This window comes from Aeromonas sp. R2-4, assembly GCF_040908365.1.
Lineage (GTDB): Bacteria > Pseudomonadota > Gammaproteobacteria > Enterobacterales > Aeromonadaceae > Aeromonas > Aeromonas veronii.
The window spans coordinates 31,247-48,942 of the sequence record NZ_JBFODO010000040.1 but is presented as its reverse complement, the minus strand read 5'-3'; the positions used below and the strand labels follow the sequence as shown (position 1 = coordinate 48,942).

Genomic DNA, 17,696 nt, shown 5'->3' with positions numbered 1-17,696 from the left:
GGCGATTGAACACCGCAACCGTGGCTCAACGCCGTGACACGGACGGAGTTCCTTAACCACACCACACATATCTGTTCTGAGGAGATCACCATGGGTGATGCATTGGGGCTTATCGAAACCAAAGGTCTGGTGGCTTGCATTGAAGCCGCGGATGCCATGTGCAAATCCGCCAACGTGGAGCTGATCAGCTATGAAAACATCGGCTCCGGCCTGGTCACTGTCATGGTGAAGGGGGATGTCGGCGCAGTGAAAGCGGCGGTGGATTCCGGCGTGGAGTCGGCACAGCGCATCGGTGAAGTGGTGACCTCGCTGGTCATCGCCCGTCCGCACAACGACATCAACAAAATCGTCATTAAACACAAGGCTTGAGGCCGGGAGATCGCAAATGGGTGATGCATTGGGTTTGATTGAAACCAAGGGCCTGGTGGCCTGCATTGAAGCGGCGGATGCCATGTGCAAAGCCGCCAACGTCGAGCTGATCGGCTATGAGAACGTCGGCTCTGGTCTGGTCACCGCCATGGTGAAAGGCGACGTGGGGGCCGTGAAAGCCGCGGTGGACTCCGGCGTGGAATCCGCACAGCGCATCGGTGAAGTGGTGACCTCGCTGGTCATCGCCCGTCCGCACAACGACATCAGTAAGATTGTCGCCCACTACAAAATTTCCGAATAACGGGAGAGAACATGATGAAAGAAGCACTTGGTCTGATTGAGACCAAAGGTCTGGTGGCCTGCATTGAAGCGGCTGATGCCATGTGCAAGGCCGCCAACGTCGAGCTGATCGGCTATGAGAACGTCGGCTCAGGCCTGGTCACCGCCATGGTGAAAGGCGACGTCGGCGCGGTTAATGCGGCGGTTGATTCCGGTGTGGAAGCGGCGAAACGCATTGGCGAAGTGGTTACCTCTCGCGTCATCGCCCGCCCGCACAACGACATCGAAAAAATCGCGGCGCAGCACAAGGCATAACCTGAGAGGGCACGCCCCGCCCGCACTTTTTTAGTCTGATGAAGGATAGATTCATGATTGAACTCGATACCGATTTGCTCTCCCGCCAGAACGCGAGAGAACTGGTGCGCAACGCCAAGCAGGCACAGGTGATTATGGCCACCTTTTCGCAGCAGAAAATCGACGCCATCGTGAAGAACGTGGCCGAAGAAGCCGCGCGCCATGCCGAAACGCTGGCAAAAATGGCCGCAGAAGAAACAGGCTTTGGCAACTGGCAGGACAAGGTGTTGAAAAACCGGTTCGCTTCGCTACACGTTTACGATGCCATCAAAGAGATGAAGACCGTCGGGATCATTCATGACGATCAGGTGAAAAAAGTGATGGACGTGGGCGTGCCGCTGGGCGTGATATGTGCGCTGGTACCCTCCACCAACCCGACTTCCACCATCTTCTACAAAACTCTGATCGCCCTCAAGGCGGGCAATGCCATCATCTTCTCACCGCACCCGGGCGCACGCCAGTGCAGCTGGAAAGCCATTGAAATCGTCAAGCGCGCCGCCGAAGCCGCCGGTGCCCCGGCGGGCATCGTGGATGGTGTCACCCAGCTGACCCTGGAGGCAACCTCCGAGTTGATGCACAGCAAGGATGTGTCGCTGATCCTGGCAACCGGTGGCGAAGGCATGGTGCGCGCAGCCTATGCCTCCGGCACCCCGACCATCAGTGGCGGCCCGGGCAACGGCCCGGCCTTTATCGAGCGCAGCGCCGACATTCACCAGGCGGTGAAGGACATCATCACCAGCAAGACCTTCGACAACGGCGTGATCTGTGCCTCCGAACAGTCGATCATCGTCGAACGCTGCATCTACGACGAGGTTCATCGCGAGCTGGTGGCCCAGGGCGCCTACTTCATGAATGAAGACGAAGCCGCCAAGATGGCCGCTCTGCTGCTGCGCCCGAACGGCACCATCAACCCGAAAGTAGTGGGTAAGACGGCGCTCCATCTCAGCCAGCTGGCCGGTTTCAGCGTCCCCCCCAGCACCCGCGTGCTGGTGGCCGAGCAGACCACCGTCTCCCACAGTAACCCCTACTCCCGTGAAAAGCTGTGCCCGGTGCTCGGCCTCTACGTGGAAGAGGAGTGGAGAGCCGCCTGTCATCGGGTGGTTGAGCTGCTGACCAACGAAGGCCTTGGCCACACCCTGGTGATCCATACCCGCAACCAGGATGTGATCCGCCAGTTCAGCCTAGAAAAACCGGTTCACCGAATCCTGATCAACACCCCAGCCGCCCTCGGTGGCATTGGGGCCACTACCAACCTCACGCCAGCACTGACCCTCGGCTGCGGAGCCGTTGGCGGAGGCTCCAGCTCCGACAACGTCGGCCCGATGAACCTGCTCAACATCCGCAAGGTGGGTTACGGCGTACGCACCATCGAAGAGCTGCGCGCCCCCATCCAACCGGTTGCGGTGCAGCCCGCAAGCTCCGCCCCGGCAGCGCCCCAGCACTGCAGCATCCTAGACGATGCTCGCTTCAGTGCCCAGACGCCAACCTGCCACAGCGCCGACAACCGCTTTGCCGGCGCCACCGCCGAGGTCGGCGGCGAGATCAGCGAGCAGAACGTGGAGCGGGTCATCCGTCAGGTGCTTGAGCGTCTTGGCAAGTAACCCATTGAGATAAGGCGATAAAAACCATGATTCTCGCAAAGGTAACCGGACATGTCGTCGCCACGCAGAAGTGCGATGAGCTGCGCGGCAGCAACCTGCTGTTGATCACCCAGCTGGACGATCAGCAACAACCGATGAAGGACCGCTCTTGGGTCGCCATCGATAGTGTCGGCGCAGGCATGCACGACATCGTTCTGGCCGAGGAGTACCTCGCGCTCAACAGAGACCGCTACAAGGCCATGTCGGTAGTCGCCATTGTCGAGAAGGTGTTTCGGGACGCTTGAGGAGTAAATGACCCAATGAGTGAATTTTTGCTGAAACCCCGGATCCGCTTCGGTCAGGATGCATTGTCTGCCCTAGCCGAACAGCCGGCCCGCCAGGCGCTGCTGGTCACCGATCAGGTGATGGTGCAAGTTGGCCTGGCCGACCGGGTGACGCAGATCCTGCGCCAACGCGGCATCGCATTCCAGCTCTGGGACGATGTTGTGGCTGATCCGGACATCACCACGGTCGTGCGCGGCATGAAACTCATGGACAGCTGCTATCCGGATCTGGTGATCGCCCTGGGTGGCGGTTCGGTGATTGATGCAGCCAAAGCGGTCATGTTCGCTCTGGCGCAAACTCGCCCGAATCTGGGGCGCGAGCGCCCCTGCTTCGTGGCCATCCCGACTACCAGCGGCACCGGTTCGGAAGTGACCAGCTTCTCGGTGGTCAAGGCCCGCAGCGAGAAGCTGGTGCTGGTCGACCCGTCATTGCTGCCGGATATCGCCATTCTCGATCCCTCGCTGGTTGCATCGGTACCGCCAGCCATCACCGCCGACACCGGGATGGACGTGCTGTGCCATGCGCTGGAGGCCTATGTCTCCCGGGCGGCCAGCGATTTTTCCGACGCATTGGCGGAGAAGGTGGTGCAACAGGTCTTTCGCTACCTGCCCGCTTGCTGGCGCAACGGTCACGATCTGCTGGCACGGGAGAAGATGCACAACGCCTCATGTATGGCTGGCATGGCCTTCACTAACGCCTCGCTCGGCATCACCCACAGCCTGGCTCATGCCCTCGGCGGCGTGTTCCGCGTCCCGCACGGACGAGCCAACGCGCTCCTGATGGCGCAGGTCGTGGCATGGAACGCCGACTATGAGGGGCAGTGTGATACCCCGGCAGCCCACAAATATGCTCGCCTGGCCCACCTGCTGGACCTGCCAGCCAATACGCCGCGCGAGGGGGTAAACAGCCTGCTGGTGGCCATCCAGGCACTCAAAGACGAGATGAAGATGCCAGCCAGCATTGGCGATACCGGCCTCCTCGCTGCCGATTTCGACTTGCGGCTGTCGGAGATGGTCAGTCAGGCGCTGCGCGACAACTGTACCCCAACCAACCCGCGCACACCGGATGAGTGGGCATTAACCGAACTCTATCGTAAGGCATGGCGTGGCAACACAGCCCCCAGCCACTAAGAACAAGAACAGGAGAACTTACCTCATGGCACACTACAGCTTAACACCGCGCGTAAACGTGCTGGCTGAACGTTTATTAGCGCACAGCAGCACCTTGTGCAGCGAACACGCAACGATTCTGAGCAGGCTGGACGGTGACATTGCGGGCATTCCCGCCGCAGTCAAACCGGCACGCCGTTTTTACGAACTGATGCGCCAACTGCCGCTGACTATCAGTGCCGACGAACTGATTGTCGGCAACCAGACCCGTACCCCCCACGGCGCCATATTTCACGATGAAAGTGCTGGGCAGCGTCCGTCTACCTTTCAGTTTCTGAATCTGAACAACGCCATCGACTCCCCCGACTACAAGCTGGTAGTGGAGAAGGGCGTGCTCGCCATCAAGCTGCAGCTGGAAGAAAAAACCCGCGCGCTGGGCAGTGCCGTCAGCCGCAGCGGCATGGACGAAGTCAACGGCTGCCGAGCAGCCATCTACGCCTGCGATGCCCTGATGGCACTAGCACAAAACCTGGCCAACAGCGCCGAAACCTTGGCCGCCGCAGAAACCAACCCGTTCCGCCAGGCCGAGCTGCGCGACAGCGCCGCCATTTTGCACCATGTACCGGCACACCCGGCACGCAACTTCAAAGAGGCTTGTCAATCTTTCTACCTGTTCCAGCTGGCGCTCCAGCTCGATAACGGCAGCTATGCGGTTAACCCGGAAGGTGCCGACAAAGCGCTGTTGCCCTACTTTCAGCGCGATATCACCAACGGCGCTCTCACCGAACAACAGGCGTACGAAATCGTCGAGTGCCTCTGGTTCAAGCTGGCAGAGCTGAGTGAAGTGCGCGCCACCTGCGCCCTCGACGGCTACCCCATGTTTGATGCCCTACTACACGGCGCCAGCCTGGAGCAGGCGAGCATCAACCCGCTCTCCGAGATGTTCCTCTGCGCCCAACAAAACCTGAGCACCCTCAAACTGCCGGTACGCCTCTTTCGCGGAGTGCAGCACGTCTCTGCAGTCCCATTCGCCGCCAGTGCCGATATGCCAGTGATGGAGGGGTTGACGCCGCGAATGCAACGTCTACGGAATAACTATCTCACGATGCGTCCTAGCGTCTCCATCTACCGTGCGCTCGCCGTTACCGAAGTTGTCAAAGCAAACCCAGGGATGCCGACCATCTTGCTGCGTGCTAAGGCATTCCGTCATGCCTGTGAAACAGGCCCCATCCTTATTCAGGATGACGAACTGATCGTCGGCCATCCGTGTGGTAAGCCACGTGCTGGCGCCTTTTCACCGGACATTGCCTGGCGCTGGGTTCATGACGAACTCGATACAATGAGCACACGCCCGCAAGATCCCTTTGAAATCAGCGAAGCGGACAAGAAAACTATCCGCGAAGAGATTGTGCCGTTCTGGCAGGGGCGCTCATTGGATGAGGTCATGGAAGCCCAATACCGTGAGGCTGGCGTCTGGGCATTTAGTGGCGAAACCTATGTCAGCGACCTCTCCTACCACCAGATCAACGGTGGTGGCGATACCTGCCCTGGCTATGACGTACTGTTGTTTACTAAGGGAATGAATGGCATCAAGGCTGACGCACTGGCTCATCTTGATCAGCTGAGCATGGAAAACCCGGAAGATATCGACCGCATCTATTTCTACAAGGCAGCAGTCGAAACCTGTGAAGGGGTTATCAACTACGCCCGCCGCATCGCGGCTCACGCCCGTGAGCTGGCTGCCAAAGAGCAGAATGCCCAGCGCCGCGCAGAGTTGCTGACTATCGCCGAGGTTAACGAGAATGTACCAGCCAATCCACCGAAGACCCTGCAAGAAGCGCTGCAGAGCATCTGGACGGTGGAGTCACTGTTCGAGATCGAAGAAAACCAGACAGGCCTGTCGCTCGGTCGGGTCGACCAGTACTGCTACCCCATGTTCGAAGCGGATATCCGCGAGGGACGCCTAACACATGAAAGCGCGCTCGAGATGATACAAGCCTTTATCATCAAGTGTGCCGAGCTGATGTGGATGTCGAGTGAGCTAGGGGCGAAATACTTCGCTGGCTATCAGCCCTTCATCAACCTGACCGTAGGTGGCCAGAAACGCATCGGTGGCGATGCCTGCAACGATCTGACCTACCTCATCATGGATGCCGTGCGGTTCGTGAAGGTATACCAACCATCGCTGGCATGCCGCATTCACAACCAGTCACCGCAGAAATATATGGAGAAAATCGTCGATGTCGTGAAAGCAGGGATGGGTTTCCCTGCCTGCCACTTCGATGACTCCCACATCAAGATGATGTTACGTAAGGGATTCGATTTTGAGGATGCTCGCGATTACTGCCTGATGGGTTGTGTCGAACCGCAAAAGTCAGGCCGGATCTACCAGTGGACCTCCACAGGTTACACCCAATGGCCGATCGCCATCGAGTTCGTACTCAACCGTGGACGTATGGTGTTGTTCGACAGCGAACAAGGGCTGGATACTGGCGATCTGCGTGATTTGAGGACATTTGAGCAGTTCGATGCTGCGGTAAAACAGCAGATTGCCCATATCGTACGTATGTCAGCGATCGGGACTGTGATAAGTCAGCGTGTTCACCGCGATGTGGCGCCGAAACCATTGATGTCATTGATGGTGGAGGGGTGTATGGAGAGCGGAAAAGATGTCTCTGCTGGTGGTGCAATGGTCAACTATGGACCCGGACTCATCTTTTCTGGCCTTGCAACTTATGTCGACTCCATGGCTGCCATCAGAAAGCTGGTATTCGAGGAGAAGAAATACACTCTGGAACAAATCCGCGATGCGTTGCTAGCCAACTTCGAAGGGTATGAAGCATTGCTCCGCGACTGTCTTAATGCCCCCAAGTACGGCAATGACGACAACTACGTCGACCAGTATGCGCTGGATATTACCGAGTGGACGGAGAAGGAGTGTCGCAAGTACAAAATGCTCTACTCCAGAATGAGTCACGGCACCCTATCCATCTCCAACAACACGCCAATTGGTCAGCTGACCAACGCTACGCCAAACGGCCGCTTGGCATGGATGCCGCTTTCTGACGGAATTAGTCCTACCCAAGGGGCAGATAAACAAGGTCCTACCGCTGTTATCAAGTCTGTGAGCAAAATGAACGTGGAGACCATGAACATCGGAATGGTGCATAACTTCAAGTTCCTCAAGGGGTTGCTGGATACCCAAGAAGGTCGGCATGGTCTCATCACCTTGCTGCGTACAGCCTCAATCCTCGGCAACGGCCAGATGCAGTTCAGCTACGTCGACAACGAAGTACTGAAAAAAGCACAACTGGAACCGGAAAAGTACCGAGATCTCATCGTACGCGTCGCGGGCTACAGTGCCTATTTCGTCGAGCTGTGCAAAGAAGTACAGGATGAAATCATCAGCCGTACCGTGATTGAGAAGTTCTGACCGACATATTGATAACAGATATTTCTTAATCGTAAAAATAACCGGAAGTACTCCGTAATGGCAGGTCGCAAATAATGCAACCGCGGCCTGCCACATACGGAGAGGAGGCAAGCGTGAACGTGAATAATGAATTAACCGGCCGCATATTCAATATCCAAAAATATTCAATATACGACGGCGATGGCATTCGCACGCTGATTTTTTTCAAGGGCTGTAACCTTCGCTGCCCTTGGTGCGCTAACCCTGAAGGGCTGAGCAGCCAATTTCAGGTGATGTTCTCGCATGATAAATGCATTAACTGTGGTGACTGCGTAAATGTCTGCCCGGCCGGAATCCATTACCGAGCCGAAGAGAACGGCAGTATGAAACACTTCATTAATCGCAATAAGGATTGCATCGGCTGTCGTAAATGTGAAGAAGTTTGCACCCAGCATGCCTTGGACATTATTGGCAAGGATGTCACCGTCAGCGAGCTGATGGACATCATCATGCAGGACTATGACTTTTACATCTCCTCTGGCGGTGGTGTCACTATCGGTGGTGGCGAAATGAGCCTGCAGACTGACTTTGCTGTCGCGCTGTTTCGCGAATGTAAAAAGATGATGATCAATACCGCAATAGAGACCCAGGGCACCACCTCGCTGGCCAATTACCAGCAGCTGGCGCCCGTCACCGATACCTTTTTGTTCGATATCAAGCAAATCAACAGCGAGCAGCATAAAGCGATGCTGGGTATCGGCAATGAAGGTATTCGCCGCAATCTGGAATGGCTAGTCGATTATGGTGCTAAGGTCATTGTGCGCATGCCCCTTATACGTGGATATAACGATTCATGGGATGCCATCACCGGCGCTATCGAATATGTACAGAAACTGGCAAAGCGGGGAAATATCCTACGGATCGACATGCTGCCGTACCACCAGCTGGGACGCAAGAAATATGAGCGGCTGGATATGCCCTACCCGATTACGCAAGACCCGTCTTACACGCCGGATGAATTAGAACGGCTGGAGACCTTCTTTGCACAATTTGATTTCGATATTCGCTTGGTCCGCCACTAACAGGAGTCGACGATGAAAAGTTTGGGCGTAATTGAAACGCGAGGATTGATCGCCGCCATTCAGGCCGTGGACGCTGCCTGCAAAGCCGCAAGCGTCACCTGCATCGGCTATCGCAAGGTGGGTTCTGGGCTAGTGAGTGTCTGCTTCCAAGGGGAGATCAGCGCCATCCACACCGCTATCGAGCGTGGTGTAGCAGTGGCTGCCACTATCGACCAGCAGGTCCATTCACTGGTGATTGCACGCCCAGAGCCAAGCGCAGTAGCGGCGCTTAGCAACCTCAAGGGCTACCCGCCGCGCGCACCGGCCAGCACCAGCACCGAGCTGACGGCCGCAACAGGTGCAGCCCCAGCCCTGCCACTGCCAAGCGGTGCCGATACCGAACCGGCCACTCCACCGGCCAGCCAGCCTGCTGGGGATCAGGCGGAAGACAGACAGGCCGCGGCAAGAAAAGGGAAGAAAGTATGATCGATCCCCAGTTGCATCAAAAGATCGCCGCCCGCCTGAGCCTGGTCAGCCCGGCGATCCCGGTCGGTATCTCGAATCGCCACGTTCACCTGGCACAGCAGGATGTGGAAGCCTTGTTCGGCAAGGGCTACACCTTGACACCGCTCAAACCGCTGCGCCAACCGGGCCAATTTGCCGCCGAAGAGTGCGTCACCGTGGTCGGCCCCAAAGGCTCGCTAACCCGGGTGCGGGTGCTCGGCCCGACCCGGCCGGTTTCACAGCTGGAGATCTCCCGCGCCGACTGCTTCACCCTCGGTATCAAGGCACCAGTCCGTGAGTCCGGCCAGCTGGAAAATACCGGCAGCGCGCTGCTCATCGGCCCCGCCGGCCACGTGGAGTTGCGATCCCAGGTGATCTGCGCCTGGCGGCATATCCACCTCTCGCCACAAGACGCCCGCCAGCTGAACGTGACCAATGGCCAGAAGGTGAGCGTGCGCAGCGACGGCGAGCGCCAGTTGACCTTCGATGAGGTGGTGGTGCGGGTGCGCGAGGATTTCGCCCTGGAATTTCACATCGATACCGAAGAAGCCAACGCCGCCGGACTGAAAAACGGCGCGCAGGTCAGGCTGCTCGGCTAACGGAGATCCCCATGACCGACGAACAGATTGAACGCTTGGTCGAACAGATGCTCAGGCGCCTACAGCCGCCACTGCTGGTGATGGTGACCGCGGCCCAGGGCTATCGGCAGGCCATTCGAAACCGTCTGGCCAGCTGTGGGCAGCCCCTGCAGCTTGCACTGGCAGAAGAGATCGAGGATGGCGCGCTGTGGCAACCGCTGGGGGAGACAGTGCCGGCCAACGTCTGGCAACAGGCCCTACCGCTCGCCCCCTATCGCGCGCTGGTGCTGCCCTTTCTCGACTACCCGCTGGCGATGGACCTGCTGAACGGCTCGCTGCAAAGCCCCGTGGCCCGGCGGCTGCACGATGCCCTGCTGAGCGGCTTGCCGGTACTTGCACTGCGCTATCACTGCGATCCCACGAGTGAACTAAATCAACTTTTGGGTGCGCAAACGAACACGGCGTATACCGGGCATATGCAGGCTGCGCTAACAGGTCTGAACGAGATTGGCGTTACCTTATGCACCATGAATGAGCTGCTAGATAAATTGGCATCGGACCACTTTGCAGACTTGAAACCAGTGAATACGGCGAGCCCCCCACGACGCTATCTCACCGTCAGCGATGTGGAGATGAACCCGATGCTGGCCCGTGCCCCCACGGCACAGCTAACCGATGCAGCGATTGATTTTTTGAAAAACAGTAAAAAAGAAAGAGAACCTTACCTTAAATAACAACCCCGGAGTTTAAGTTATGTCTTCAAAAGCAAAATGTTGGTTATGGATGCTGTTGGTGATTGTGTCCGAAACATCGGCAACCTCCACCTTAAAAATGTTCGGTAGCAGTGAGGGCGTCACTAAGATGCTACTGCTCGGCTTGCTCGTACTACTCTATTGTACCTGCTACTACTCACTCTCTCGTGCGGTAAAAGATATTCCAGTTGGACTTGCCTACGCTACTTGGTCTGGCACCGGAATTTTAGTCGTATCTACATTAGGTATGGCTTTTTATGGCCAACATCCAGACACCGCAGCCATTATCGGGATGGCAGTTATTGCAAGTGGCATAGTTATAATGAACGTATTTTCAAAAATGGGTAGTGAAGAAGATGACGCCTCATCAGGCGAAGCTTCAAAATAACAACGCTAACAATCCGATAATTAAAATTAAGGAATATACACCATGTTTAACATAGGTTTTTTATGGCTAGCACTATCCATCGGCTCTGAAATAACTGGCACCTCAATGATTAAAAAAACAAATGGATTTAGCAAGCTAGCTCCATCAGCATTAGTCGTTTGTGCCTACAGCCTTTGTTACTTTGCTCTGACACGTGCAATGAGTACAATTCCCGTAGGCGTTGCCTATTCACTTTGGTGTGGATTTGGTATCGTTGGCGTTACAATCTGTTCTATGATTCTGTATAAGCAGAAGCCTGATTTACCCGCAATAGCAGCTATGATTTTGATCATTTCAGGCGGTGTGATTATGAATGTATTCTCTGCGATGTAAATTGTACGGGAGCCTTCACCAATATCGGTAAAGGCTCCCGTTGTTTTAAAAACCACCAGGTATTATCTTGACAAAGAAGCAGGTTAAACAACATACATCACCAGCTACATACTCGTTCATCTAAAAACATTCATGCAGCACCTAAATAAAATTCTATTTTGGACCAAGTGTCATATGTGCAACATAAGTGCTGTGACAATTTAAATAGCTTACCGATGCAGAAAAAATGGAAAATTTCTAACTTTCTAAGTGCAAAGATAGATGACTAAAACTACTGCATAACTCTCCCCCTCTAAACCATCCACGCAGGCACTGTCGTGTAGCCACTGTAGCCATCGTGTAGCCACTAAAAATATACCCAGTGGCTACACCTCTATCCCTTGATACATAAGGCACACAGCGGTTTTTTGTTGTGGTGTAGCCACTGTAGCCACCATTTTTGCTTGTTCTTTCACGCGCGCGCACGAGGCCGAAATGGAAAGGGCCACACTCGGTGGCCCTTGGCTCCTGCTAACTGGGGTTAATCATCCTCTAAGCCATCTCCTTCATCACCCAATACTCTCTCTCCCAGCACATACACCCTCATCCCCTTCCCCATCCCCGGCAATCTGACCTGTCGCTGTAACCGCTTCTTGTCTTTGCCAGTGAGAAGATAGCCAGCCTCAAGGCACAAGATGGCCGCTCGTTTGGGGTCTCTCCCTTTGGTGATCTCAAGCCAGCCTTGGGGCAGCACAAAGAAGCTCACACAATCCGACTCCACCTTACGGTAGCCCACCATATTGGCTGGCCGGTGGTTGGCATCGAACCAATCAGCAAAACGAGTGAACTGATGAGCAAAGACAAAACCACGTACCTGCATCAGGGTGGCTGCGTCCTCCTGATTTCCCAGGTGCCCCCGTTCTGCCAGCCAAGCCTTGAGGCAGACCCTCACCGCCCTGATGGCTTCTCCCTCTGGCCAGCCGGTCACCCCCAATCGGGTGGCCAGTTCCCCGGCCGCCGCTACCAGCGCAAACCGGTTGATGGCTCGCCCTACCTGATTACCCGCCCCCTTGGGTGTCAGCTCGGCAGCCAATTGCTTAATCTCAGCCCTCAACCGCTCACTGTGTTCATCTATCGCCTGGGTCAGGGCTTGCGCATAGATGCGAAAAGCGATGCCATGATGCTCTTCTGAATTGGTTTTGAGGGTGTCGGCAAAACTGCGGCCGCCATCCATGCCATGAAGCCACTCAAAGGCGCCATGGTGCCCGGTATCACTGGGGAGCTGGATTGTCCGCACCTCCATTCCGGCCTGGGTACTCTTCCCGGCACTGGCGGCATGGTCCTCAAGACTCAGCTCACCGGTGGAGAGGAATAGCAACCGCCAGGCTTTCCGCTCTCTCAGCTCGCCATCCTGTTTACTGCGGCCCTTGCCTTGGCCGTTGGCCAGCATGTAGGCAGTCTGACCAGCCTCCCGCCCGTCTAGCTCGCCCAGTTCATCCAGACAGAGCAGGGCATCATTGCGCCGGCTGGCGATCCCCTCGATGGCGTTACCGGTAGCCCGCCAGGTTTGGGCATAGCGGTCCGGGTGACCGTAGACACTGGCAGCCGCCTTCATCACGGTGGTTTTACCGTCGGTACTCTCCCCTTTGAGGTGAAAGCCTCCGCCCTCCATGCCGACCAAGGAGAGCAGAGGGGCCGCAAAGGCCAGGGACAGCGCAAAGCAGCGCCGAGAGTTGCCCACGGCCAGCCCTGCGACCCCCTGTTGCCAGCCGGCCAGGGTACCGTGCTCAGTAAAGTCGCTGCTGGTGTAACCGGCAGTCTGCAGAATGACCCGCTCGGCATCCGGCCCAATAGCGCCCCCTGGCAGCACATAAGCCTTACCATGCCATCCTGTGCGCTCGACACAGGTGATACGCCGCTTTGGTTGGCAGCTCATCAGGTAGGCCGCCAGCCTGCGTTTATGGCTGAGTTCGATAAAGGGCAGCCCCGCATCCAGTAGTGCGGCAAACACCTCTTCACCATTGCGCGGGACCAAGGAACGCACCGGCATGGCCCACTGGCGCACGCGCCCGGCACTATCTCGCCACTCGAGCAAGCGGCCATAGCCTCGGCCTTGCTCATCGGAGGTCTCAGCCAACACGTGGATAGGGCTGGCAATTGGGAGCCATTCTTGCCGGGCATCCTCCCCTCTACCGACGGTCATCAGGGCGCACAAGCGCGAGCCTCTCACCTCAAATCCAGCCGGTAACGCTTGCCCCTCCTCTGACTCACCTTTCACCAGATGAAGTGGGGCTACATTAACCATCCAGGGCGCTTCATCGGTGTTTGAGGCCACCTCCAATGTCTGTTCGAAAGCAACGATATCCACCAGCGGCCAATGCTCAGCATTCTGCCCTTGGTAACCACGATAGATCTCAGCCCTCGGGGCTTGCTCACGTAGAGCCATGATCAGGCGTTTGGCTTTCTTAGAGTGCAGATTGCCATACTGGTGAACGATGACCCGCTTGGTGGCATCACGATCTGCCATTTTGTAAAGCTTGCCCCCTTCGTCTAGTTGGGCCGGCCCCACGTACAGCACTTGCTCCGGTTCGAGCTCCGGATCAATCGGGTTCTCTGCTGCTATCGCGTCATTATGAGCACGCTGTAGGGTCGCCCTGATGCCAGCATCCCTGCTGGCTTGTTCACCGGTGTGGATCACGACAACCTGCAGGTCATCCAGGTCTGCAAACTTGAGGAAGGCACCGGCCCGGGATGGAGGACTACTACGATCCCCGGAACCAACAGTTCTTTGGAATACCGTTGTCATTGCATCTCCCTCCGCTTGCTCTCCTTGGTCAGCCGCTTGAAGAGTTCTCGTAGTACCGCGGGGCGAAGTGGATTACGTGATAATTCGCACCACATGCGGCGATTTAGAGTGTTGAGCAGTCGCTTACTCATGGCATGTCCCTCCCAGCAAAACGGTAACCAGCTCCTTGAACGCCCGCTCATCCAAACCGGCTTTCAGCTCTCGAGCCTCCTTCGCGGTGATAGCCACCGCAGCACCCTGGGTCTGGGCAATAAAACGATCACGGTCATTTCGGCAAAGGAAAGCACTCAGGGTGCCCCGCTGTGTACGCTTCCCTGTTCTGGGGTTAGGTGGACCAATAAAGGTCGGTGGATTCGTGCCATTGGCCCATGCGAAGTAAGTCATGACAACCTCCGTTGGCAGATAGCAGCCTCGCTACGCAAGGCATCAAGCAGAAACCGAAACTGTGTTCGCTCCTGAATGCTGAGGTCGGTTTGTTCTAGCAGCGCCTCAAACTGGTCGAGCAAGGCGTAAAGAGGGGGTGGATAAATGAGGTTCATACGATGAGCCCCCCATCAGGTGGGGTAACCCGGTAGGTGGTTATGCAACAGGGAGGGGGAGTGCAAAGGCGCCAAAGTGCGGCCGAGTGACACGGATGAGCAATCAGGGATCTGAGTCGGCTAGATAAAGCCTGGGTGGGGACAGTAGCCATAGTGGCAGCCTCCATATTGGTCAGATTTTCTCTACCACCAGAAGACGCCAATCTAAGTATGGTGGCAGCCCGGACAAGGTTGGCGTAACTGGTCAATATGGAACCCAGCGCCTCTTGCGAGGCCCTCGCCCGAACCGCCATAACACAGCTGAAGCTGCCAAGCGCATATAGCAAAGCAGCCCCAAGAGATGAGGGTCGAGTACCGACAAAAAACCACGCAAGAGCGTGGGTCGGCTCCATATTAATTCCCGAGACGCCAATCTCGGCAACGGATTTTGCCGTTGCAGGGCGAATCGTACCCCGTTGAACATTGAGGAACAAGCCCACCTCTTGGGATTTGAGCAAAGCTTCGTCCTGGGCAGTGAGCCCATATTGTTTTTTCATGGCATACCTCGGAATTAAGCTGCAGGAGGGAGGGGGTTGGACACTGGTGTACGAGCACACAGAATGGCTGCGTAGTCATCGTCCAAAGGGGTTGCTTGCCTCTGGTATCGCCAATGGTTGACCAGGGCCACCAGCTTATAGGCTTGCTCTCGGTCGGCTAGCCAATAGCGCTTGAAGCGGGTGGTCCCGCCGCCGCAGTGCTGGTGTTCGAAAAACGCATCGGTGATGTCTATCCCGTGGTTTCGACGGAGCAGGCCAATGCTATTGCGCAAGTTGAGATCATGGAGTCCAGCCAGGCCAGACAAGGCATTGACCCCCTGAGCCCCCTGCTCCAGCAGGTGGAGAGCAACCAATTCGTACTTGGTGATATGCTGACCCTGTTCAAGCTGGGTCGTACCATTCATGATGCGGCCTTTTTCTTTTTGCATCTTCCCCTCCTTAGGCAGCTTTGCCTTGAGCATTGATCCACTCATGAACATCTTCACAGCGCCAGGCAGTGACTCGCGCACCCAGCTTGATTGGCTTAGGGAATTTTCCTTCACCAACCATCCTCCACAACGTGGACTTGCTGAACGGCAATGGACCTACCTTGCTGGCCGTCGTTACCAGTTGTGCCTCTCGAATAAATCCTGTTTCTGGAATTTTCATGTGTGCTCTCCTGAAATGAAAAAGCCCGACACAGTGGTCGGGCTTAAGGGGGCTAAACAGTTATCGATAATGAATGGGGGTAAGTTTTGGTTTCGTCTCCTCCAATGCAAAAACCCGGCACGATGGCCGGGTTTGGATATGAAAAAGGCCCAATCTCTAAAGAATGGGCCATTATGGGGAAATCCTAACGTTGGTGTGATAACGAGTCAAGCAGTCGCGTAACGTGTCACATCCTCCTGCTACCTACCCTACTCGATTGAAGTTCACAGGACGAACATTGCTGCCCTGTTGTGACTCGTAGAAATCAGCCAGCCACTGCAAAAGCTTGCGGCGATCATCAAGGTACTCAGCCCGGTGATAGGCCGCCCGAACCTTGTTACGCTCAGCATGGGCAAGCTGGCGTTCGATCACATCAGGGTCAAAGCCCTCCTCATTGAGGATGGTGGATGCCAAGGCCCTAAAACCGTGTGGCGTGGCAATTCCTTTGTAACCCATTCGTCCCATAGCATAACTCAGGGTGTTTTCGCTGATGGGATTGGTCAACTTCCGTTCACTCGGGAACAACAGCTCACAATGTCCTGATATCTGACGTAGCTCCTCAAGCACAGCAAGAGCCTGACGGGAAAGAGGTACGATATGAGGTACCCGCATCTTCATACGTTCAGCAGGGATCCGCCATTCTGCTCGCGCCATGTCGAACTCATCCCAGCGAGCAAAGCGCACCTCACCAGGGCGAGTCATCGTCAACATCAATAGATGGATAGCTAGACGAGTTGCAGGATTCAGTGGCTCAGCAGCCAAGCGCCGGTAAAACTCCGGTAAGTCAGCACGTGGAAGTGCTGGACGGTGTTCTTGCTTGGTAGCCCTTAGCGCTCCTTTCAGGTCTTGGGCTGGGTTGTAGCTGACCCGCCCAGTCTGGATGGCGTAACGCATGACGGAACTGATCCGTTGCAGCACCCGCCCAGCAGTTTCAGTCGCTCCCCTAGCCTCTATCTTGCGCAGAGCATCCAACATGATCGGCGCTGTTAGTTCTGCTACCGGAACTAGCCCAAGATCAGGAAAAGCATCAGCTTCCAAAGACTCTATAACCCGCTGGGCATGAATTGGACTCCAGCGAGCTAGCTGACTCTGGTGCCACTCCCTGGCAATGACCTCAAAGCTGTTCTCACTGGCAAGCCGGCTGGCCACCTTGCTCTGCTTTCGGGCAAGACTTGGATCGATGCCATCAGCCAGCAGCCTCCGTGCTTCCTCTCTCTTAACCCTTGCTTCTTTCAAGGAAACCTCTGGATAGACGCCTAGCGCCAGGACCTTCTCCTTTCCACCAAAGCGGAACTTGAGGCGCCAGTACTTCCCCGATGAAGTTATAAGTAAAAAGAGTCCCTTTTCATCAGACAGCTTCTGCTGCTTACCAGTGAACTTGGCTTGTCGAGCTGCGGTATCAGATAGCGGCATGGGGGTATCTCCCGATTCAATTGGGGGTACATGACAGACGCTGGGGGTATAAGCCTCCACCTCACAGGCCAGGAATGGCGCGGGATTGCGGGCATGTGGGGGTACTTTTTATCCCAGTGGGAACATGTACCCCCAAAAGTACCCCCAAACTCGGGGGGATGTCATGAGGCCTTATGATACGACGAGAGACAACAAAAAACCCGCAAAGCCTTTAGCTATGCGGGTTTATGGTATGTCTTGAGACTGTATGAAACTATAGTTTGGTGCCCGAGGCCGGAATCGAACCGGCACGACGCGAACGTCGAGGGATTTTAAATCCCTTGTGTCTACCGATTTCACCACTCGGGCACCGCAATCGGTATCAAGCTCGCGTGGCGGGCTTGTCAATATGGAGGCACGTTCCGGAGTCGAACCGGACTAAACGGATTTGCAATCCGCTGCATAACCGCTTTGCTAACGCGCCATGCAAAAGAGAGTTGGCTCTCTATTTGTCTGAATTTGGAGCGGGAAACGAGACTCGAACTCGCGACCCCGACCTTGGCAAGGTCGTGCTCTACCAACTGAGCTATTCCCGCATTGGTCTGGCAGACTGCCTGACTACGAGGACGCATTCTAGCGATGTTCCTCGCCCAG

The 17,696-nt window shown here is 56.0% G+C and carries 19 protein-coding genes and 3 tRNA genes; 13 read left to right on the top strand and 9 right to left on the bottom strand.

Going from position 1 to position 17,696, the window contains the following annotated elements:
- Window positions 1-90 precede the first annotated feature (90 nt).
- The 13 genes from AB5Z05_RS15740 to AB5Z05_RS15680 all read left to right on the top strand — a co-directional run bounded on the left by AB5Z05_RS15740 (window position 91) and on the right by AB5Z05_RS15680 (window position 11,103).
- The gene (locus AB5Z05_RS15740; RefSeq protein ID WP_010634659.1) at window positions 91-369 is read left to right on the top strand and encodes a BMC domain-containing protein; all 279 of its coding nucleotides are present in this window, start codon (window positions 91-93) and stop codon (window positions 367-369) included.
- Between the two features lie 16 nt (window positions 370-385).
- Entirely contained in the window at window positions 386-670 is a 285-nt protein-coding gene (locus AB5Z05_RS15735; RefSeq protein ID WP_042056260.1) for a BMC domain-containing protein, read from the top strand.
- Window positions 671-684: 14 nt separating this feature from the next.
- A complete protein-coding gene (locus AB5Z05_RS15730) occupies window positions 685-963 on the top strand; it encodes a BMC domain-containing protein (protein WP_002442217.1) in 279 nt (92 codons plus the stop codon).
- 53 nt (window positions 964-1,016) lie between these two features.
- Window positions 1,017-2,603, top strand: a complete 1,587-nt coding sequence (locus AB5Z05_RS15725) for an acetaldehyde dehydrogenase (acetylating) (RefSeq protein WP_368152142.1) — start codon at window positions 1,017-1,019, stop codon at window positions 2,601-2,603.
- A gap of 26 nt (window positions 2,604-2,629) precedes the next feature.
- Window positions 2,630-2,887 (top strand): EutN/CcmL family microcompartment protein, encoded by a 258-nt coding sequence (locus tag AB5Z05_RS15720; RefSeq protein WP_042056263.1) that lies wholly within the window; start codon window positions 2,630-2,632, stop codon window positions 2,885-2,887.
- Window positions 2,888-2,902: 15 nt separating this feature from the next.
- On the top strand, window positions 2,903-4,057 hold the full coding sequence (locus tag AB5Z05_RS15715) for a 1-propanol dehydrogenase PduQ (RefSeq protein ID WP_069526649.1): 1,155 nt from the start codon (window positions 2,903-2,905) through the stop codon (window positions 4,055-4,057).
- A gap of 25 nt (window positions 4,058-4,082) precedes the next feature.
- Window positions 4,083-7,469 (top strand): choline trimethylamine-lyase, encoded by a 3,387-nt coding sequence (gene cutC / locus AB5Z05_RS15710; protein ID WP_323895783.1) that lies wholly within the window; start codon window positions 4,083-4,085, stop codon window positions 7,467-7,469.
- Between the two features lie 74 nt (window positions 7,470-7,543).
- The gene (cutD, locus tag AB5Z05_RS15705; RefSeq protein ID WP_368152140.1) at window positions 7,544-8,530 is read left to right on the top strand and encodes a choline TMA-lyase-activating enzyme; all 987 of its coding nucleotides are present in this window, start codon (window positions 7,544-7,546) and stop codon (window positions 8,528-8,530) included.
- Window positions 8,531-8,542: 12 nt separating this feature from the next.
- Window positions 8,543-8,995 carry a BMC domain-containing protein gene (locus AB5Z05_RS15700; RefSeq protein WP_368152139.1) on the top strand — a complete coding sequence of 151 codons (453 nt, stop codon included), beginning with the start codon at window positions 8,543-8,545 and terminating at the stop codon, window positions 8,993-8,995.
- Entirely contained in the window at window positions 8,992-9,612 is a 621-nt protein-coding gene (locus tag AB5Z05_RS15695) for a phosphate propanoyltransferase (RefSeq protein ID WP_069526653.1), read from the top strand. Before AB5Z05_RS15700 ends, AB5Z05_RS15695 begins: the two co-directional genes overlap by 4 nt.
- Before the next feature lie 11 nt (window positions 9,613-9,623).
- Entirely contained in the window at window positions 9,624-10,325 is a 702-nt protein-coding gene (locus AB5Z05_RS15690; protein ID WP_267511246.1) for a hypothetical protein, read from the top strand.
- A gap of 19 nt (window positions 10,326-10,344) precedes the next feature.
- Window positions 10,345-10,731, top strand: coding sequence for a multidrug efflux SMR transporter (locus AB5Z05_RS15685; protein WP_069526655.1), 387 nt, complete (start codon window positions 10,345-10,347; stop codon window positions 10,729-10,731).
- A 42-nt stretch (window positions 10,732-10,773) separates the two neighbouring features.
- Window positions 10,774-11,103, top strand: coding sequence for a multidrug efflux SMR transporter (locus tag AB5Z05_RS15680; RefSeq protein WP_069526656.1), 330 nt, complete (start codon window positions 10,774-10,776; stop codon window positions 11,101-11,103).
- Between the two features lie 520 nt (window positions 11,104-11,623).
- Here the strand turns inward: AB5Z05_RS15680 and AB5Z05_RS15675 are convergent.
- The 9 genes from AB5Z05_RS15675 to AB5Z05_RS15635 form a co-directional block, all read right to left on the bottom strand.
- Window positions 11,624-13,888 carry a DUF927 domain-containing protein gene (locus AB5Z05_RS15675; protein WP_368152138.1) on the bottom strand — a complete coding sequence of 755 codons (2,265 nt, stop codon included), beginning with the start codon at window positions 13,886-13,888 and terminating at the stop codon, window positions 11,624-11,626.
- Window positions 13,889-14,011: 123 nt separating this feature from the next.
- On the bottom strand, window positions 14,012-14,272 hold the full coding sequence (locus tag AB5Z05_RS15670; protein WP_042056284.1) for a hypothetical protein: 261 nt from the start codon (window positions 14,270-14,272) through the stop codon (window positions 14,012-14,014).
- A gap of 151 nt (window positions 14,273-14,423) precedes the next feature.
- On the bottom strand, window positions 14,424-14,963 hold the full coding sequence (locus AB5Z05_RS15665) for an ash family protein (RefSeq protein WP_368152137.1): 540 nt from the start codon (window positions 14,961-14,963) through the stop codon (window positions 14,424-14,426).
- A 14-nt stretch (window positions 14,964-14,977) separates the two neighbouring features.
- A complete protein-coding gene (locus tag AB5Z05_RS15660) occupies window positions 14,978-15,391 on the bottom strand; it encodes a hypothetical protein (RefSeq protein WP_143245319.1) in 414 nt (137 codons plus the stop codon).
- Window positions 15,392-15,401: 10 nt separating this feature from the next.
- Window positions 15,402-15,611 (bottom strand): AlpA family transcriptional regulator, encoded by a 210-nt coding sequence (locus tag AB5Z05_RS15655; protein ID WP_016351246.1) that lies wholly within the window; start codon window positions 15,609-15,611, stop codon window positions 15,402-15,404.
- A gap of 243 nt (window positions 15,612-15,854) precedes the next feature.
- On the bottom strand, window positions 15,855-17,063 hold the full coding sequence (locus AB5Z05_RS15650; RefSeq protein ID WP_157160504.1) for a tyrosine-type recombinase/integrase: 1,209 nt from the start codon (window positions 17,061-17,063) through the stop codon (window positions 15,855-15,857).
- A gap of 261 nt (window positions 17,064-17,324) precedes the next feature.
- A tRNA-Leu gene (locus tag AB5Z05_RS15645) sits at window positions 17,325-17,411 on the bottom strand.
- A 41-nt stretch (window positions 17,412-17,452) separates the two neighbouring features.
- Window positions 17,453-17,526: transfer RNA gene (locus tag AB5Z05_RS15640), tRNA-Cys, on the bottom strand.
- Window positions 17,527-17,562: 36 nt separating this feature from the next.
- Window positions 17,563-17,638, bottom strand: a tRNA-Gly gene (locus AB5Z05_RS15635).
- Window positions 17,639-17,696 lie beyond the last annotated feature (58 nt).

What these genes read in the sequence shown, in the direction of transcription:
- AB5Z05_RS15740 (WP_010634659.1), top strand. Translation starts at nt 91, where the DNA reads ATGGGTGATGCATTGGGGCTTATCGAAACCAAAGGTCTGGTGGCTTGC.
- AB5Z05_RS15735 (WP_042056260.1), top strand. Translation starts at nt 386, where the DNA reads ATGGGTGATGCATTGGGTTTGATTGAAACCAAGGGCCTGGTGGCCTGC.
- AB5Z05_RS15730 (WP_002442217.1), top strand. Translation starts at nt 685, where the DNA reads ATGAAAGAAGCACTTGGTCTGATTGAGACCAAAGGTCTGGTGGCCTGC.
- AB5Z05_RS15725 (WP_368152142.1), top strand. Translation starts at nt 1,017, where the DNA reads ATGATTGAACTCGATACCGATTTGCTCTCCCGCCAGAACGCGAGAGAA.
- AB5Z05_RS15720 (WP_042056263.1), top strand. Translation starts at nt 2,630, where the DNA reads ATGATTCTCGCAAAGGTAACCGGACATGTCGTCGCCACGCAGAAGTGC.
- AB5Z05_RS15715 (WP_069526649.1), top strand. Translation starts at nt 2,903, where the DNA reads ATGAGTGAATTTTTGCTGAAACCCCGGATCCGCTTCGGTCAGGATGCA.
- cutC (WP_323895783.1), top strand. Translation starts at nt 4,083, where the DNA reads ATGGCACACTACAGCTTAACACCGCGCGTAAACGTGCTGGCTGAACGT.
- cutD (WP_368152140.1), top strand. Translation starts at nt 7,544, where the DNA reads ATGCAACCGCGGCCTGCCACATACGGAGAGGAGGCAAGCGTGAACGTG.
- AB5Z05_RS15700 (WP_368152139.1), top strand. Translation starts at nt 8,543, where the DNA reads ATGAAAAGTTTGGGCGTAATTGAAACGCGAGGATTGATCGCCGCCATT.
- AB5Z05_RS15695 (WP_069526653.1), top strand. Translation starts at nt 8,992, where the DNA reads ATGATCGATCCCCAGTTGCATCAAAAGATCGCCGCCCGCCTGAGCCTG.
- AB5Z05_RS15690 (WP_267511246.1), top strand. Translation starts at nt 9,624, where the DNA reads ATGACCGACGAACAGATTGAACGCTTGGTCGAACAGATGCTCAGGCGC.
- AB5Z05_RS15685 (WP_069526655.1), top strand. Translation starts at nt 10,345, where the DNA reads ATGTCTTCAAAAGCAAAATGTTGGTTATGGATGCTGTTGGTGATTGTG.
- AB5Z05_RS15680 (WP_069526656.1), top strand. Translation starts at nt 10,774, where the DNA reads ATGTTTAACATAGGTTTTTTATGGCTAGCACTATCCATCGGCTCTGAA.
- AB5Z05_RS15675 (WP_368152138.1), bottom strand. Translation starts at nt 13,888, where the DNA reads ATGACAACGGTATTCCAAAGAACTGTTGGTTCCGGGGATCGTAGTAGT.
- AB5Z05_RS15670 (WP_042056284.1), bottom strand. Translation starts at nt 14,272, where the DNA reads ATGACTTACTTCGCATGGGCCAATGGCACGAATCCACCGACCTTTATT.
- AB5Z05_RS15665 (WP_368152137.1), bottom strand. Translation starts at nt 14,963, where the DNA reads ATGAAAAAACAATATGGGCTCACTGCCCAGGACGAAGCTTTGCTCAAA.
- AB5Z05_RS15660 (WP_143245319.1), bottom strand. Translation starts at nt 15,391, where the DNA reads ATGCAAAAAGAAAAAGGCCGCATCATGAATGGTACGACCCAGCTTGAA.
- AB5Z05_RS15655 (WP_016351246.1), bottom strand. Translation starts at nt 15,611, where the DNA reads ATGAAAATTCCAGAAACAGGATTTATTCGAGAGGCACAACTGGTAACG.
- AB5Z05_RS15650 (WP_157160504.1), bottom strand. Translation starts at nt 17,063, where the DNA reads ATGCCGCTATCTGATACCGCAGCTCGACAAGCCAAGTTCACTGGTAAG.